The sequence below is a fragment of the Natronobacterium haloterrestre genome (assembly GCF_900112205.1).
Lineage (GTDB): Archaea > Halobacteriota > Halobacteria > Halobacteriales > Natrialbaceae > Natronobacterium > Natronobacterium haloterrestre.
Map to the genome: position 1 here is coordinate 313,014 of NZ_FOKW01000002.1, position 15,003 is coordinate 328,016.

At 61.3% G+C, this 15,003-nt stretch carries 14 protein-coding genes and 1 pseudogene; 6 read left to right on the forward strand and 9 right to left on the reverse strand.

Annotation, left to right across the window (positions count from 1 at the left end; all coding sequences use genetic code 11):
• Positions 1-236: 236 nt before the first annotated feature.
• On the reverse strand, positions 237-3,263 hold the full coding sequence (gene uvrA, locus BM113_RS05600) for an excinuclease ABC subunit UvrA (protein ID WP_089786109.1): 3,027 nt from the start codon (positions 3,261-3,263) through the stop codon (positions 237-239).
• Between the two features lie 241 nt (positions 3,264-3,504).
• Between uvrA and BM113_RS05605 the strand changes: the two genes are divergently transcribed.
• The gene (locus tag BM113_RS05605; protein ID WP_089786111.1) at positions 3,505-4,134 is read left to right on the forward strand and encodes an ATP synthase subunit B family protein; all 630 of its coding nucleotides are present in this window, start codon (positions 3,505-3,507) and stop codon (positions 4,132-4,134) included.
• A 6-nt stretch (positions 4,135-4,140) separates the two neighbouring features.
• Here the strand turns inward: BM113_RS05605 and BM113_RS05610 are convergent, their stop codons facing one another.
• The gene (locus tag BM113_RS05610) at positions 4,141-4,251 is read right to left on the reverse strand and encodes a hypothetical protein (RefSeq protein WP_007140099.1); all 111 of its coding nucleotides are present in this window, start codon (positions 4,249-4,251) and stop codon (positions 4,141-4,143) included.
• A 196-nt stretch (positions 4,252-4,447) separates the two neighbouring features.
• Here BM113_RS05610 and BM113_RS23075 point away from each other — a divergent pair.
• Positions 4,448-5,340: pseudogene (locus BM113_RS23075) on the forward strand (site-specific integrase); the annotation flags it as partial.
• Here the strand turns inward: BM113_RS23075 and BM113_RS21795 are convergent.
• The 3 genes from BM113_RS21795 to BM113_RS05625 all read right to left on the reverse strand — a co-directional run bounded on the left by BM113_RS21795 (position 5,337) and on the right by BM113_RS05625 (position 8,036).
• The gene (locus BM113_RS21795; protein ID WP_143095807.1) at positions 5,337-5,753 is read right to left on the reverse strand and encodes a hypothetical protein; all 417 of its coding nucleotides are present in this window, start codon (positions 5,751-5,753) and stop codon (positions 5,337-5,339) included. The pseudogene BM113_RS23075 and the gene BM113_RS21795 sit on opposite strands and share 4 nt — an antisense overlap.
• A gap of 67 nt (positions 5,754-5,820) precedes the next feature.
• The gene (locus tag BM113_RS22575) at positions 5,821-7,689 is read right to left on the reverse strand and encodes a hypothetical protein (protein ID WP_245757977.1); all 1,869 of its coding nucleotides are present in this window, start codon (positions 7,687-7,689) and stop codon (positions 5,821-5,823) included.
• Positions 7,690-7,793: 104 nt separating this feature from the next.
• Positions 7,794-8,036 carry a helix-hairpin-helix domain-containing protein gene (locus tag BM113_RS05625; protein WP_089786114.1) on the reverse strand — a complete coding sequence of 81 codons (243 nt, stop codon included), beginning with the start codon at positions 8,034-8,036 and terminating at the stop codon, positions 7,794-7,796.
• 112 nt (positions 8,037-8,148) lie between these two features.
• Here BM113_RS05625 and BM113_RS22215 point away from each other — a divergent pair, with 112 nt between their 5' ends.
• The gene (locus BM113_RS22215; RefSeq protein WP_177209106.1) at positions 8,149-8,298 is read left to right on the forward strand and encodes a DUF7557 family protein; all 150 of its coding nucleotides are present in this window, start codon (positions 8,149-8,151) and stop codon (positions 8,296-8,298) included.
• A gap of 6 nt (positions 8,299-8,304) precedes the next feature.
• Complete coding sequence (locus BM113_RS05630; RefSeq protein ID WP_089786116.1) at positions 8,305-9,006, forward strand: triose-phosphate isomerase; 702 nt, start codon at positions 8,305-8,307, stop codon at positions 9,004-9,006.
• A 23-nt stretch (positions 9,007-9,029) separates the two neighbouring features.
• Here BM113_RS05630 and nrfD read toward each other — a convergent pair whose 3' ends face one another.
• Entirely contained in the window at positions 9,030-10,364 is a 1,335-nt protein-coding gene (gene nrfD / locus BM113_RS05635) for an NrfD/PsrC family molybdoenzyme membrane anchor subunit (RefSeq protein WP_089786118.1), read from the reverse strand.
• A 169-nt stretch (positions 10,365-10,533) separates the two neighbouring features.
• On the opposite strand from nrfD, the gene BM113_RS05640 reads away from it, so the two are divergent.
• Positions 10,534-10,956 (forward strand): universal stress protein, encoded by a 423-nt coding sequence (locus BM113_RS05640; RefSeq protein ID WP_089786120.1) that lies wholly within the window; start codon positions 10,534-10,536, stop codon positions 10,954-10,956.
• Between the two features lie 103 nt (positions 10,957-11,059).
• Positions 11,060-11,389, forward strand: a complete 330-nt coding sequence (gene cutA, locus BM113_RS05645; RefSeq protein WP_089786122.1) for a divalent-cation tolerance protein CutA — start codon at positions 11,060-11,062, stop codon at positions 11,387-11,389.
• 195 nt (positions 11,390-11,584) lie between these two features.
• Here cutA and BM113_RS05650 read toward each other — a convergent pair whose 3' ends face one another.
• The 3 genes from BM113_RS05650 to tnpA form a co-directional block, all read right to left on the reverse strand.
• Entirely contained in the window at positions 11,585-12,820 is a 1,236-nt protein-coding gene (locus BM113_RS05650; RefSeq protein WP_089786124.1) for an NAD(P)/FAD-dependent oxidoreductase, read from the reverse strand.
• Positions 12,821-13,005: 185 nt separating this feature from the next.
• Positions 13,006-14,376 (reverse strand): RNA-guided endonuclease InsQ/TnpB family protein, encoded by a 1,371-nt coding sequence (locus BM113_RS05655; protein WP_089786126.1) that lies wholly within the window; start codon positions 14,374-14,376, stop codon positions 13,006-13,008.
• Entirely contained in the window at positions 14,373-14,813 is a 441-nt protein-coding gene (tnpA, locus tag BM113_RS05660; protein WP_089786128.1) for an IS200/IS605 family transposase, read from the reverse strand. Before tnpA ends, BM113_RS05655 begins: the two co-directional genes overlap by 4 nt.
• Positions 14,814-15,003: the final 190 nt, after the last annotated feature.

Here is a 15,003-nt window from a genome sequence, read left to right on the forward strand (position 1 = left end):
CGGTCATGCCGCCTCGGTGTACGTCATACTACGAGCCGATTCGACTTAAATATCCGTATATCTGCTGAACGTGGTTTGTGTCGACGTTGTCGGATTCACACCCGTCGTAAACGACGGGATTCTCTCCTTGGAAGAAGATAGTCGATCGGAGTCGGGGTAGCGTACGGACTGCTCTCCGTCAGTTCCGGCGCAACCCGTTCTGCGGCCGCGCCGGGAAATCGGTACAGTAATCCGTCTCAGTCGTCGTCGGTCGGAGGCGACGCCGTCACCGGCTCGACGCGCTCGCCGCGTGGCCCCTCGAGGTCGACGTCGGGCAACAGGTCCCGGAGGTACTGGCCCGTGTAGGAGTCCTCGAGGCGGGCGACTTCCTCGGGCGTGCCGGTCGCGACGACCTGGCCGCCGTTCTCGCCGCCCTCGGGCCCGAGGTCGATGATGTGGTCGGCGTTTTTCACGAGGTCGAGTTCGTGCTCGATGACGACGACGGTGTTGCCGTTGTCGGTCAGCCGGTGGAGGACGTCGATCAACTTGCGTTCGTCCTCGCTGTGTAGCCCGGTGGTCGGCTCGTCGAGCAGGTAGAGGGTGTCGCCCGTGTCGCGCTTGCCGAGTTCCTCGGCGAGTTTGATCCGCTGGGCCTCCCCGCCCGAGAGGGTGGTGGAGGGCTGGCCGAGCTTCATGTAATCGAGGCCGACGTCTTTCAGCAGTTTGAGGCGCCGGCGGATCTGGCTCGAGGACTCGAAGAACTCGTAGGCCTCCTCGACGGACATCTCGAGGACGTCGGCGATGGTCCTGCCCTTGTAGGTGACGTCGAGCGTGGCGTCGTTGTAGCGGGCCCCGTCACACTCCTCACAGGGGACGTACACGTCGCTCAGGAAGTTCATCTCGATTTTCACCGTCCCCTGGCCGCCACACTCCTCGCAGCGGCCGCCCTTGACGTTGAACGAGAACCGGCCCTTCTCGTAGCCGCGCTGTTTGGCGAGTTTGGTCTCGGCGAACAGTTCGCGGATGTAGTCGAAGACGCCGGTGTACGTCGCCGGGTTCGAGCGGGGCGTGCGGCCGATCGGCGACTGATCGATCAGCCGAACCGTCTCGACCTCGTCGAGCCCCTCGAGGGCGTCGTGGTCGCCCGGGATGACCGACGTGTTGTCGTTCATCTCCCGGGCGAGGCCCTTGTACAGCACCTCGTGCATCAGGGTGGACTTCCCGGAGCCGGAGACGCCGGTGATCGCCGTGAAACAGCCCAGAGGGATGTCCACGTCCAGGTCGTCGAGGTTGTGCTGGCGGGCGCCGAGGATCGTCAGCGTGCCGTCGGACTCGCTTCGCTCGTCCGACGTAGTCCCACTCGCTTCGCTCGCGGGACCGCCGTCGGGGTCGCGACGCTCCTCGGGAACCGGAATCTGCTTGCGCCCGGAGAGGTAGTCGCCGGTGATCGACTCCTCGCAGTCTTTGACCTCCTCGACCGGGCCGTTGACGACGACCTCGCCGCCGCGTTTCCCGGGACCGGGGCCCATGTCGATGACGTTGTCCGCCCGGCGCATCGTCTCCTCGTCGTGCTCGACGACGAGCAGGGTGTTGCCCAGGTCACGCAGCTCCTCGAGCGTGTCCAGCAAGCGGTCGTTGTCCCGCTGGTGGAGCCCGATGGAGGGCTCGTCGAGCACGTAGAGGACGCCGACGAGGCCGGAGCCGATCTGGGTCGCCAGGCGGATGCGCTGGCTCTCCCCGCCCGACAGCGTCGAGGCCTCGCGATCGAGGGTGAGGTACTCGAGGCCGACCTCGACCATGAAGCCGAGTCGCGCCCGAATCTCCTTGAGGATCTCCTCGGCGATCACCTTCTCGCGCTCGGTGAGGTCTGCCTCCATCGACTCGAAGTGTTCCAGGGCGTCGCCGATGCTCATCGAGTTGATCTCCGTGATGGAGGTGTCGTCGACCAGCACGGCGCGGGAGGCGGGCTTGAGGCGGGTGCCGTCACAGGCCGGACACTCCGTCACGGACATGTAGTCCTCGATGTGCTCGCGGGTCGAGTCCGAGTCGGTCTCGACGTACCGGCGCTCGAGGTTCGGGATGACGCCCTCGAAGCGCTTCTTCTTGCGCCGGGTGCCGTTCTTGGTGTTGCGCATGAACAGCACCTGGTCGCTGGTCCCGTAGAGGAACGCGTCCCGAATCTCCTCCTCGAGTTCCTCGAACGGCGTCGACAGCGAGACGTCGAAGTGCTCGGCCACGGCGTCGAGTCGCGTCTGGTAGTACGAGCGGTTGTAGCTCCAGGGCTCGAAGACCTCCTTCAGCGGCTTGGACTCGTCCTGGATGACGAGGTCCTCGTCGATCTCCTTGGTCTCGCCCAGCCCCTCACACTCCGGACAGGCACCGTGGGGCGAGTTGAAGGAGAACGAGCGGGTCTCGATCTCGGGGACGTCGATGCCACAGTGCGTGCAGGCGAGGTCCTTCGAGAACTCGACGACGAAGCGGTCGTCCTCCTCGCTCTCGTCGCCCAGCGCGCCCGTCCGTCGGGCCTCCTCGCCGAGATCCGCTGCGGCGTCTTCCGGCGGGTCCGGGAGGATGAGCTTCAGGACGCCCTCGGCCTCGTCCAGGGCCGTCTCGACGCTGTCGACGATCCGGGGCCGCGCCTCGGTCGAGACCTTGACGCGATCCACGATGACGTCGACGGTGTGGTCGAAGTTCTCGTCGAGATCGGGGTCGTCGAGCGTGAGGTCGTACTCTTCGCCGTCGATCTCGACGCGGGAGTAGCCCTCCGACACCAGTTCCTCGAACAGGTCCTCGAACGCCCCCTTCTGGTCGCGGACGACCGGGGCGGCGAGTTTCGCCTTCGTCCCCTCGGGCAACTCGAGGATGCGCTCGACCATGTTCTGTGCCGACTGCTCGCCGACCTCGCGACCGCACTCGGGACAGTGAGGGGTACCGACGCGGGCGTAGAGAAGACGGAGATAGTCGTGCAGTTCCGTCACCGTCCCGACGGTCGAGCGGGGGTTGTTCGCGGCGTTCTTCTGGTCGATCGAGATCGCCGGGGAGAGCCCTTCGACGGTCTCGACCTGGGGCTTGTCCATCTGGCCCAGGAAGTTTCGGGCGTACGCCGAGAGGCTCTCGATGTACCTGCGCTGGCCCTCGGCGTAGACGGTCTCGAACGCCAGCGAGGACTTGCCCGACCCCGAGAGGCCGGTGACGACGGTCAACTCCTCGCGGGGGATCTCGACGTCGAGGTCCTTGAGGTTGTGCTCCTCCGCACCTCGTACTTCGATGTACTCCTTGCTCATGTTTCGGCGACGAAGAGGGGTCGCTCGATCGTCCGACGCGGTGCTCGATTCATCGTGTGCAGTCAGTGGTCGGAGGGACTTAACGGGTCTGAAAGCCCAACACCGTGATATGTGCTAGCAATTTAGCAGCGGGTGGCCGACCGCTCGAGGGATCGACCGGCGACCTGCCGAGGAACACGGGTCGCCGGCCGATCCAGCGAGCGGACCAAAGTGTCTTCGGACGGTAGCACCAACGGGGCGTATGGACGACGACGGGGACGCAGCTCCCGATCACGATCCCGATGCGGACGCGGATGCTGACGTCGACGCCGATGCCTCGGCCGCTACGAGCGACGGGACGGATTCGAACCCCTCGCTTTCGGTCGACGAACTCGTCGACTACTGTCACACTCAGGCCGGCCTCCTCTCCGGACGGGTCGATACGATGGCCACCGAAGCCGACGCCCTGCTCGACGAGATCGACCAGCGGACTGCAGAGATCCGTTCCCGGCTCGAGGACCTGCCGGACGACGTCGAGGCGACCGAGCGCCCGCCGTCGACGACCGCGCCAGCCAGCGGCGAGAGCGACGTCGACCTCGAGGCCATCGAGGCACTCCAGGACGAACTCGAGGAGAAACAGCTGCTCGCCGAAGCCAAGCATACGCGGATGCAGGCGTTCCAGGAACTGGCGGCCGACTACACCGAACTCGCGGCGGACCTGGCGACCGACGTCGAGTCGGGCACGGACGCGATCCGGCGCGTCGTCGAGTTCGAGGCCGACAACGACGCGCCCGCGTACTTCGAGGAGCAGGACCGGACGACGCTGCTCGAGATGGCGGCCGAGGCGGACGATACGGACGGCGACGCCTCGACCGACGACGGAACCGAGTAACCGCCGCTACCACGCCGGCGACAGCGCCTCGAGGACCCGGTCGACCTCCTCGCGGGTGTTGAACGCGTGCAGCGAGACCCGGATCGCCTCGGGGGTCGGGAGCGACCGGACGACCACGTCCGACTCGGCGACCCGATCGACGATCCGCTCGGGTTCGTCGACCGCGACGGTGACCAGTCCCGACTCGAACTCACGCGGACTCGCCAGGTTCTCGGCCGGCGCTCGGAACTCGTGGTCCTCGAGCGCCTCCCGTGCGGCGTTGACGACAGGACGGGGACTCGGTCCGCCCGCACCCCAGTTGCAGTAGGTTGTCGACTCGAAACGCTATCGGCTCGGCACCTACGTCCGGCTGTACGACGACGTCCACGCGACCGGCACGATCGTCGACCGCGTGATGGCCGAGGCCAACCAGTACGACGTACTCCGGCGGGTCGAAGCCGTCTGTGACGAACTCGAGCACGACCTCGAGAGCTACCAGTCGATGCTGCGGTACCTCAGCGACGTCCGCCAGTTCTACGACCATCTCGTCACCCGCCACGGCGCGGCGTTCAACCCGGCCGAGAACGTCGACCATGCGGAAATCTGGGACCCGACGAACCGGACAACCCGATACTCACCAGCGAGCAAGTCAGCGAGCTGTACGCGCCCGCCGAGACGCCAGCCGAACGCGTACTCGTCCTCGCGGTGTGTGCATGGGACCTGCGGCGCAACGAGGTCGCGTCGTTGCACGACTCACCGTTCGAACGCGACGGCGACGATCCACATATCACGTTCGACGAGCGCAAGAACGGGCCGGGCACGGTCGCGCTGATTTATGGGGGAGAGGCGTTGTCGGAGCGGATCGATCAACTCGAGCGTCGCGAGGAGTGGTCGGGGTATCTGTTCCCCTCGCGGCAGTCCGCAACCGGCCATATCACGGGTGGCACCGTCCAGGCGCGGTTCAAACGACTGGCCGAACAGGTAAACGTCCGGGTATACGGGGAGGAACCGACCTCGAAGATGGGCCGGCGGTTCTGGTACACGATGTACAACCAGGCGATGAACGACCTGCTCAAGAATCTCGACGTGATCGCTGCTGAACGGGGGAGTAGCGATCCGTCTGTGGTCCTGAAAAACTACCTCTCGGAGTACGAACGCCGAGAGTATCGACGCGAGTTCATGCGGAAACGGCTTGTAGAGGTGTTCGCATGGACTGATCGAATTTAACACTCAGAATAGGTATGCGAATCAGAAAACATTGTACTCTCTGGTTCAATCCGAAATATCGGACTGATACAGGGTTCTTCTTCTGAAATATGCTCGGAAATATTCATTTCCCGTGTAGTGGTTAACTCTTCAATAGTAACCTCCACAGTGTACGTTCCTGGTTCGTGAGGCGGAATCTCTACGCCTTCTCTAATATTTGGAGGAATGTGTGTCTCTTCATTATATACTGTTTCATCGTTGTGGATCCGTACAGTTGCAGTGTACTCCTCGTTAGTATTATTATCAATATCGACCTGATCCACTATACCAAGGGTGTCTTGGTTTGAAAATTCAGTACAACCAGCAAGTCCTCCTATCAAAACTACTGCAACGGATATCACCTGACGCCTGAAGGGCATATATGGATTACTCATCTAAATCTATGTGTTACTCCACATCAATTTATTAAATTCCTGGAGTGAAATACCCTTGGATACTCAATTAGTTACCAGACAACAGTTCATGAGCATCCTGGGCAAGTTCCATAAGGGCTTGGGCAGTTCGGTAGTGCACGTATGACCTCTTACGATAGTGATCTGTCCCGTAAATATCAAAATCACGAAGGCATTGGTTCCCTTCGCCCAATTCCATCTTCGCAACATTCAGAATTGGTAGAGCAATCAGTGACTCTGCACTACTTGCCATTTGATTGAATTCATCCGTAGTGAGTTCCTGCTCTACAGTTAGTGTATCTCGATCTTTTGCGTTCAGATCGTCTGAAGCCACTAGCGACGAGGCGTCAATATAGGTCCGTGCATAAAGCAAGTCCAGCAATGCTAAACCGATGTATTCCTGCTCGTATCTCTCCCTTGCTCGCTCGAAATATACTTCAGCGTTTTCAAGCACATAGCTGGCGTGATCACCGTCATGAGAGACACCACTCAGCCTCGTCGAGATGGCCTTAGAGAAGCGTTCATACTGATCTCGAATGTTGGACTCATAGTCAGATCCATTGTGGTCAGCAGAGTCAACCGCTTCCTGGAAGATTTTCGCGTCATGCAGGTTGCCACGGGCGAATTCAAGTCCCGATTCAGCATACATCGCTCGTGTTTCGTTATCCAAATTATTATTTTCTAATATTTTTGGGACTTGGTTGGACCACGTCTGGGAAGAAATTAAACTCCGCTCAATCTCTGAAGCTTTTGCAAGCGCTTCAGGAAGCGATTCTCCAGTATAAGCGAGTCGGGATTGATGTGAATCAATCTTATCTTTTAGCGATTCTGTATGTTGGGGGAGTCGTTCTCTGTCTAGTTCATCGGCGCGAGCTCTCTGCTGTGCGATACTTCCTGCAGCAAGCGCTGCAGCCGAACGATATGCAACTAGGCGCCTAAATGGATCATCTAACTTTTCAGCAATATCAACATTTGCTTTGGCTTGCTCACCAAACTCACTCGATTCAACTGTAGATATTTCTGCTGCTTGAGATTGGGCATGTTCGATGTGAGAATCTGTAATATCGATTGCAAGATCTAGTGCATCAACTTCACAGCATTGGCTCTCTTCAGGTGTAATTCCTCCCGGTGGTTCATCAAACTCACAATCGCTGGAATCTGAGCGGTAGTAACAAAAAGCAGATATCATTCGGAGTTGGTGTTCTGACTCATTTTCGAACGTCGTTTGACCGCTTGATAAGTAGTAGTACCCGCGTTCGACTTCTCTATTAGCACCCACATGGTGCCATCCTGACTCTGGAGTACCCATTACATCCCATTTCCAGTCAACAGATTGCGTCGTACTAGATTCGTCATCAATTGCTGGTGTCGGATCGTCAAATGAGATATCGACTGTTGTTCGGTCAATCTTAGTCTTTTTGTCGTCCTCATCCTCAACCCCCATAAGACCTGTTGGGGATGGAATTGGGAATGGAGCACTATCGGTAGCAATAGCCCAGACTGCATCAAATGCCCATTCTGCATATTCGGAGGGGAAGTCGTCGTCATCTTCATCACCTTTGTACAGATGCACTGTTTCAAGAACGAGCTCTGACGGCGCACTACCCGTTTGCTCAATGGTTACTCGACTATTGTCACACCCTGAAAACCAGACATCACCCGTCCACGTATTGCTATCACTACTATCATCAGATGCATTAACCCATGACCCAGCTTGCCAGGTTGAGGGTGACGTAGCAGGATTCTCTAAGTCTCTCTGCTCTACATAGTCAATGGCACCACTATTTGTTATTGTTTTCTCATCGAATTCATCACTGTGGTGATCGACACTGTAGTCCATTTCGTTTCGCTCATCACTAGCAGTAACTGGAGTACTCGCAAATGGAGTGAGTAATCCTGCAGCTGCAAGCAGCTTCATCGTCCTCCGTCGGGAAAGGTTAGTTCCCACAGTCCGAATGTCACACCGATAAAAATATATTTTTCTTATAATTTCTAGTAGTTTCTAATGACTATTATTATTGGTTATGTGTTATAGATGCTGTGGATTAGGAATGTAACCTTTAGCACGGGTAGGGGGACGGACTCGAGGCGGTCCCAACCGGTCCCGCGCAAGTCGGCGAGCGAGTCGTACTCGCGGGCGATCGCCTTCGAGATCGCCGGCCCGACGCCGGAGACATCCTCGATGACGGCCCGAATCCGGTCGTTGCGGTCGTCCAGGTGGAACTCGAGCGCGGGGATCGTCTCACGGATCTCGATCGGATCCATACCACGGGGTACGCTCGAGATCGTAGTGTTCGTTGGGGTCGCCGGGACGACGCAACTGCGCCCCCGAGCTATATGCCCTCCCGGACCGACGGTACGTCCGAGGAGAACGCCCATGACAAACACGCTCGAGATCGACGACGACCTCATGGACCGCATCGAAAGCCACCGCGACGAGGGTCAGTCCCCGGAGGAGTTCGTCGCCGAACTGGTCGCGATGTACGAGACCGAGGGAACGTTCCTCCAGGAGGGCTACTCCGAGTAGCGCCGTATGGGGCTGTCGTATCCGCTCTTTCTCGTCAACGTCAAGACCGCCGAGGGGACCGCCGGCGACGACGGCCTCGCGGTCGCCGAAACCATAGACCGGGTCGCGTCCGAGACCGGTCGCCGGTTCGCCCTCGCACCCCAGCTCCCCGACCTCGCGCGGGTCGCCGAACGGACCGACCTGCCGGTCGTCGCCCAGACTGCCGTCCGGCGGGAGGAGGCGGGGATCGGCGAGGTCACCTGCGAGGCCGTCGCCGCAGCGGGGGCCGACGGCGTCTTCGTCACTCACCCCGGCAACCGGCTCCCCTTCTCCGCCGTGGGTCCGACCCTCGAGCGCTGTGCGGAACTGGACCTCGAGTCGATCGTCTGGGTCGAGAGTCTCGCAGCCGCACGGGCCGCGCTCGCGCTCGAGCCGGGGCCCGACTGTCTGCTCCTCGAGCAGCCCAACGACATCGCCGCCGAGGAGGGAACGGTCCGGAGCCGTCCCGAGCGGATCGCGGCGTTCGTCGAAGCGGTCGACGGGATCGCCCCGGAGACGGCGGTGTTCGTCGGCGGCGGGGTCAGGACGGCCGACGACGTGGCTCGGGCGTTCGACTGTGGCGTCGACGCAACCGGTGCGGCTTCGGCCGCGGTCGAGGCGCTCGAGTCGGGCGACCTGGAGCCGTGGCTGCGGTCGATCGCGGAGGCCGTACCTGCTCGGCTCGAGTGAGCGCAAAAAGCCGCGGAAGGGCTTCAGTCGTGGCTCCCTTCCTCGTCGCGTTCGGCCCGCAGGTGCTCGATCGCGTGGAGTTCGACCACCGGCACGACCTTCGCGATCGAGAGGAAAAACAGCGCGACCATCCCGATCGTTCCCGTGATCGACGAGAGTTCGATCAGGCTCGGCACGTACGTCCCCGGGGTCGCGCCGTAGATCTCGAAGGCCGGGTGAAGGAAGCCCTCGACGACGAACAGCACCTTCTCGGTGAGCGTCGCGGAAAGGACCGCGACTGCACAGAGGAGGGCACGACCCTTGGTGAACAGCGTCGGGCGGATCGTCTGGGCGAAGATGTACGCCAGGACGATCAGTACCAGACTCATCGAAATGAGATAGCCGATTTCCTCGAGGGTCGCGTGCCAGGCGGCGTCGAGTTCGACGGGCGGGAAGAACGTGCCCGTGGTGACCTGCTGGAGTTGCAGCCAGAGAAAAAGCAGCGAGAAGAAGCCGAGCCACAGCGTTAGCCCACGGAAGATGTCGTCGGTGATGATGTGTTCCCAGTCGTACGCACGCCGGAAGCCGTACGAGAGGATGATCACGCCGCTGATCGCGGAGGTGAGCGCGATAGTGAGGAACTGCGGCCCCTGGACGCCGCCGAACCAGCGCGGATAGGTCGGCAGCACGGCGAACAGCCACGGAATGACGCCGCCGTGGAGCAACAGGGGGGCCATGATGATGATCGCGAGTGCGAGCCACCAGACCATCCGCTGAACGATCTCGTCTTCCTTCTCGGTGTAGCCGATCGTCATGATGCTGTAGATCGGCCCGAAGTGATCCGGCAACTCGTCGCGCAACCGTGTGACGTCGTACCGCAGCGTCAACCCGAGGTACGTCGCGGTCAGGACGAAGTAGGCGGTGATGACCGTCACGTCCCACACCAGCGGCGAGTTGTGGACCGTGATGTGGTAGTGTCCGAGGACGCTGGTGACCATTCGGTCGGGCCGGCCCATGTGGACGATAATGTAGAAGCCAGCCGCGGACAGGCCGGCGAGCGTCAGCATCTCGGCCAGCCGAGCGACGGGCATGTACCGCTCCATTCCGAGCAAGCGTACCGCTGCCGAGAGGATGATCCCCCCGTGGGCGATGCCGACCCACCAGATGAACGCGCCGATGTAGATTCCCCAGGTGACGCCGCCGCCGGTCCCCCAGTCGGCCAGTCCGGTCACGACCAGCCCCTCCCAGAGCTGATAGGCCCAGCCGACGAGGAAGACGAGCAAGGCGAGTCCGGCGATCGCGACCGCCGCGTAGTATTTCGTCGACGTGGTCTGGATCGGCCGTAGGATGTCCGCTTCTCGCGGCTCTTTGGTGCTCATGAGACGCGTTCGCAAACCTACGCATCCGACCCCCATCGTTCCGGAGGTTGGCTTTGCAAGGCGTATACCCCTCGGCGTCCGTCCGGTCCGATCGGTTCCTCGTTTCGTCCGGAAACCGTCGGCCCCGACCGTGCTCACACTCAAGTGTTGGCTCGCCGTACATTCGCGTATGGATCTGCTCGTCGCGCTCGACGACTCCGAACCCGGCTGGGCCGCACTCGAGTACGCGCTCGAGGAACACCCGGAGGCCGACATCACAGTAACCCACGTCGTCGACCTCTCGGAGAGCGGCTACGGCGAGTTCGCACACCTCGGGTCGGACACCATGGCGGAGAGACGTCGCGAGCGGGCCGAAGAGCTGTTCGAGGAGGCCCGAGAGCGGGCGACCGGGCGGGAGCCGCCGGCCGAGATCGAAACGGAACTGCTCGAGGGGCCGCCGGCGACGGAGATCATCGAGTTGGCCGCAGAGCGCGGGGTCGACCGCATCTGCGTGGGGAGCCACGGTCGGACGGGCGTCTCCCGAATCCTGCTCGGGAGCGTGGCCGAGCGGATCGCACGGCGTGCGCCGGTGCCGGTGACGATCGTCCGCTGAGAGCGGTATCGGAGGCCACGGGAGGACTCGTGAGGGGGGGGCAGGGAGCTGACGGGAGCCGGTCGGATGGGGTTTTTTCGGAACGACACGCCTCGGTGGGGCTATGTCACACCTCGCCGTCCGTATCGGCGTCCCGGACGAGTCGGACGCCACCGAACTGTCGCGGTTACTCGTCGAAAACCGGCTCGCTGCGGGAACCCGGATCACGTCGGGCACGAGTCACTACCGGTGGGACGGCGAAGTCGCCGAACGAACGTACTGGACGGTGACCGCGTTCACCCACTCGGCACAACTCTCCGCGCTGTACGAGTTCGTCGAGAAACGCCACGAGGACGACCTGCCCGGGATCACTTATACGGAGATCGACGCCGACGACGAGTACCTCCGGTGGATCCGAGACGCGATCGGTTTCGAGGCCGAGTCGGACGCGTAATCGGGGTCGCCGATCGCCGTGCGTTTCACGCGTCCCGGACCGTTCGGCGACTCGAGGACGCGAGAAGACGGCGTGCTCGAGGGGATGATCGACGGTGACGAGTACCGTGGACGCTGCGACGAACGGAACCGAACCGAAGTACGATAGAGTCGGAGAACGGACGGTGACGGGCGATCCCGGGCCTGGCTCTACTGCTTACTGCTGGGCGGGTGCCAGTTCGTCCAGGTCGACGGACTGCTCGAGCAGCACTTCGGCCTGGTCGGCGACCTCGCGCTGTTCGCGCATCAGCTGTTTGAACTTGCTCTGGGGCGAGAGGTCGCCGATGAGGACGCCGCCGACGATCTTGCCGTCCTTGAACGCGATGCGACGCCACTCGGTGTCGCTGTACTTGCGCTCGGCGTGTTCCTCGCCCAGCGTCGGGTGGCCGAACGAGAGGAACGGGAAGTCGAAGTGCGTGATCGAGTACGAGGAGACCCACTCGAAGACCTCCTCCTCGTCGTCGGCGGCCATGTTGACCGCGGCGACCCGACCCTGCTCCTTGGCCGAGCCCCAGGAGCCGTTCTGGGCACGCTCGCCGAGCAACACGTCGTGGAACCGGGTGATGTCGCCGGCCGCGTAGACGTCCTCGACGTTGGTCTGCATGTACTCGTCGACGATGATCCCGTTGTCGCGCTCGATGCCGGTCCCGCGGAGGAACTCGGTGTTGAAGGTCAGCCCGATCGCGACGCCGGCGAAGTCACACTCGTAGCGGTCGCCGTTCGGGTCGACGGCCGCGCTCACGTGGCCGTCGTCGTCCGTTTCGAAGTGATCGACGCCGCTGTCGAACACCGGCTCGACCCCTTTCTCGCGCAGGCCGTCGTGGATGATCTCCGCGCCGTCGCTCGTGAGCGCGTAGCGCCACCAGCGGTCGCCCCGCATCAGGTACTTGCCCTCGACGCCCTGTGCGCCACAGACCGCCGCGAAGTCGATGCCCAGCAGACCGGCACCGACGACGACGCCCTTCTCGGCTTCCTCGGCGCTTTCCTTGATCGCTCGAGCGTCCTGGAAGGTCCAGAAGTGGTGGATACCGTCGGCGTCGCTGTTGTCGACGGGGAGCTGGGTCGGGGTGCCGCCGGTCGCGACCAGCAGCTTGTCGTAGCCGAACTCCTCGCCCTCGTGGGTGTGGACGACCTTCTCGTCGGTGTCGACCGAAGTGACGTAGGTGTTCAGCGAGAGGTCGATGTCCCGCTCTGCGTACCAGTTTTCCTCGTGAATCGAGATCGGGGCCTCGGGGAGTTTCCCTTTCGCGTGTTCCTTGATCAGAATCCGATTGTACAGTGCCTCCCCCTCATCGGTGATGACGGTAATCTCCGAATCCGGGTCTTCCTCCCGGAGGGTCTCGGCAGCCGAACTGCCCGAGATCCCGTCACCGATGATGACGTACTCTGTCATATCCGGACCGTTCGTAATGCGGGTTAAAGTGGGTTGCTATCTCGTTCATTTTGCTCGTTCAGCTGAACCGTCCGGACGTTTGTCGCGTAATACCCGAATATATTCCCACGTTGACCTCCTCCTCCGCGTGAACGCGGAGGAATCCCACCACGGGATTTCAGGCCGAGTGTAGCGGCCTGTTGGTCTCAAGACGCATACGTTCCAAGCGTCGTCTGCTGGTTTTCAGCATCGGCTTGGCTGTCTTGTGGCCCGGTCAAAGAGGTCGTTCGAAAGGCGCAAAGCGCCTTTCGTGATGACGAGAGAGCTTCGCTCTCTCGAACCACCCCATCCGTAGCCGAGTTCTTGGAAATCGAAGATTTCCAATGGTCGAAAAATCTTCGATTTTTCTCGACATCGTCACCGGCCTTCTGCCGGGAACTCCGGTCGCTTCGGCGGTGACTCTCTCCACTACGGTAGCGGTCTGCAATGTTTATCGCCCCGTTCACGTCGGCTTGATACTCACCGACCCAACAGCCGTCGTTCGAGCATCTGAACGTCGCCTGTCGTGGCCGGTAGCCATGTTCACCGCAGGCGTGGCACGCCTTCGACGTGTTCCGGGGATTCACCGTCTCGACGGAAATCCCCTTCTCGGCGGCTTTGTAGCGAATCTGTGCGTGGAGCTTGGCAAAGCCCCACCCGTGCAACCGTCGATTCATGTACTCGCCGTAGTCCATGTTTTCGCGGATGTACGTCAGGTCTTCCAGCACCAGCACTGGGTTCTCGACAGACTCGGCGTACTCAACGACCTCGCTGGTCACACGGTGGAACACATCGTCAATCTGGTCCCACAGCGAGTCGCCGTAGGACTCCGCGATTCGCTCACTGCCGCGCTGCTGAAGCCGTCGCTTGGCGGTGAAGTAGGTTTTGCGGAGCCGACGAACGGCTTTGCCGTCGTCGGCCCACAGGTGAGGGCGAACAGGAGAACCAGAGTCGTCGCGGTGACACACCGTGACGAGACTCGCTTCTCCGATGTCCACACCAATGGGCGTCCGCTCGTCGGCGGACGCCTCAGATTGGTCCTCCACGTCGCGGGTAGCGGTGACGTGGAGATACCACGTTCCGTCCCGCTCGAACAGCCGACTCTCACCCATCTCGGCGTCGTCTGCGTACACCGCTTCGAGCCAATCCCGCTGTTCGGGATTGGCGCGTGCCGGAATCCAGAGGTGGTAATCCTCGTGGTGCGGGATTTTGACGTACCACTCGATAGCGTTCTGTGGCTGGTGGTCAAGTTGCAGTCCCTCGTTAGTGAACCGCACCGGGTGGTCGTCGTGAAGCTCGTCGGCGTCGTAGCTGTTTCCACAGAGTTGTGGGACGTACTTCTTGAGGGCGTTTTTCGCGTAGCCGCTCAGGTCGTACTCGACAACCACGTCGTTGGTCGCTGACTGTGTGTCACAACCAGCGGCGAACGCGGCCTGAAGCGCCTGCTGGTAAGCGTCCCCTGTCTCACGAAGCTTCTGACGCTTGTGGACGTTCGGGTCCACAAGCTTCAGTTCGAGCGTTTTCGTGAGTTCGGTCACGCTTCGGCCCCCTTGTGTCGGCTGATGTAGTTTTCGACAGTTTCGCTGGAGACGTGCCCGGCTGTTCCGGCGTAGTAGCCGCGTGCCCACTGGATTTTCTCGCCGTCGTGGTCGGCGTGGCGGTGGTTGTATTTCCGTGAGGAAATGCCCTTGAACCAGTTGGCGAGCAGCGATGGGCTGTGTTTGGGCGGGCTACTGACGAACAGGTGAACGTGGTCAGGCTGAACAGTCAGGTTTTGAATGTCCAAGCCTTTCTCGTCGGCAATTTCGTGGAGGATGGATTCCACACGGTCGGCAACCTCTCCCGTCAGTACCGCGTTGCGGTATTGAGCGGACCCCTGTTCCGCGATATCCGCAGAACCGTCGGTTCTGCGAGACTTCGGGAGCCACACTATGTGGTAGTTAAGATTGTAGGTTGCGTGCCGTGTGGTCTTCATCCGTGCTACATACTATGGTCATGTCATGGCGAATATCTTGCGGAAATGGTGGGAAATCCAACCCTGCAATAGAACGGTGGACTGTCACACTATGCTGTCCGCTCGACCCCCGCCTGTTCGCTCCTCGGTTCCGACAGAGCGTCGGAACACTCGTCACTCACGGGAAGGCGGGGTATGCGCTCATATCTCT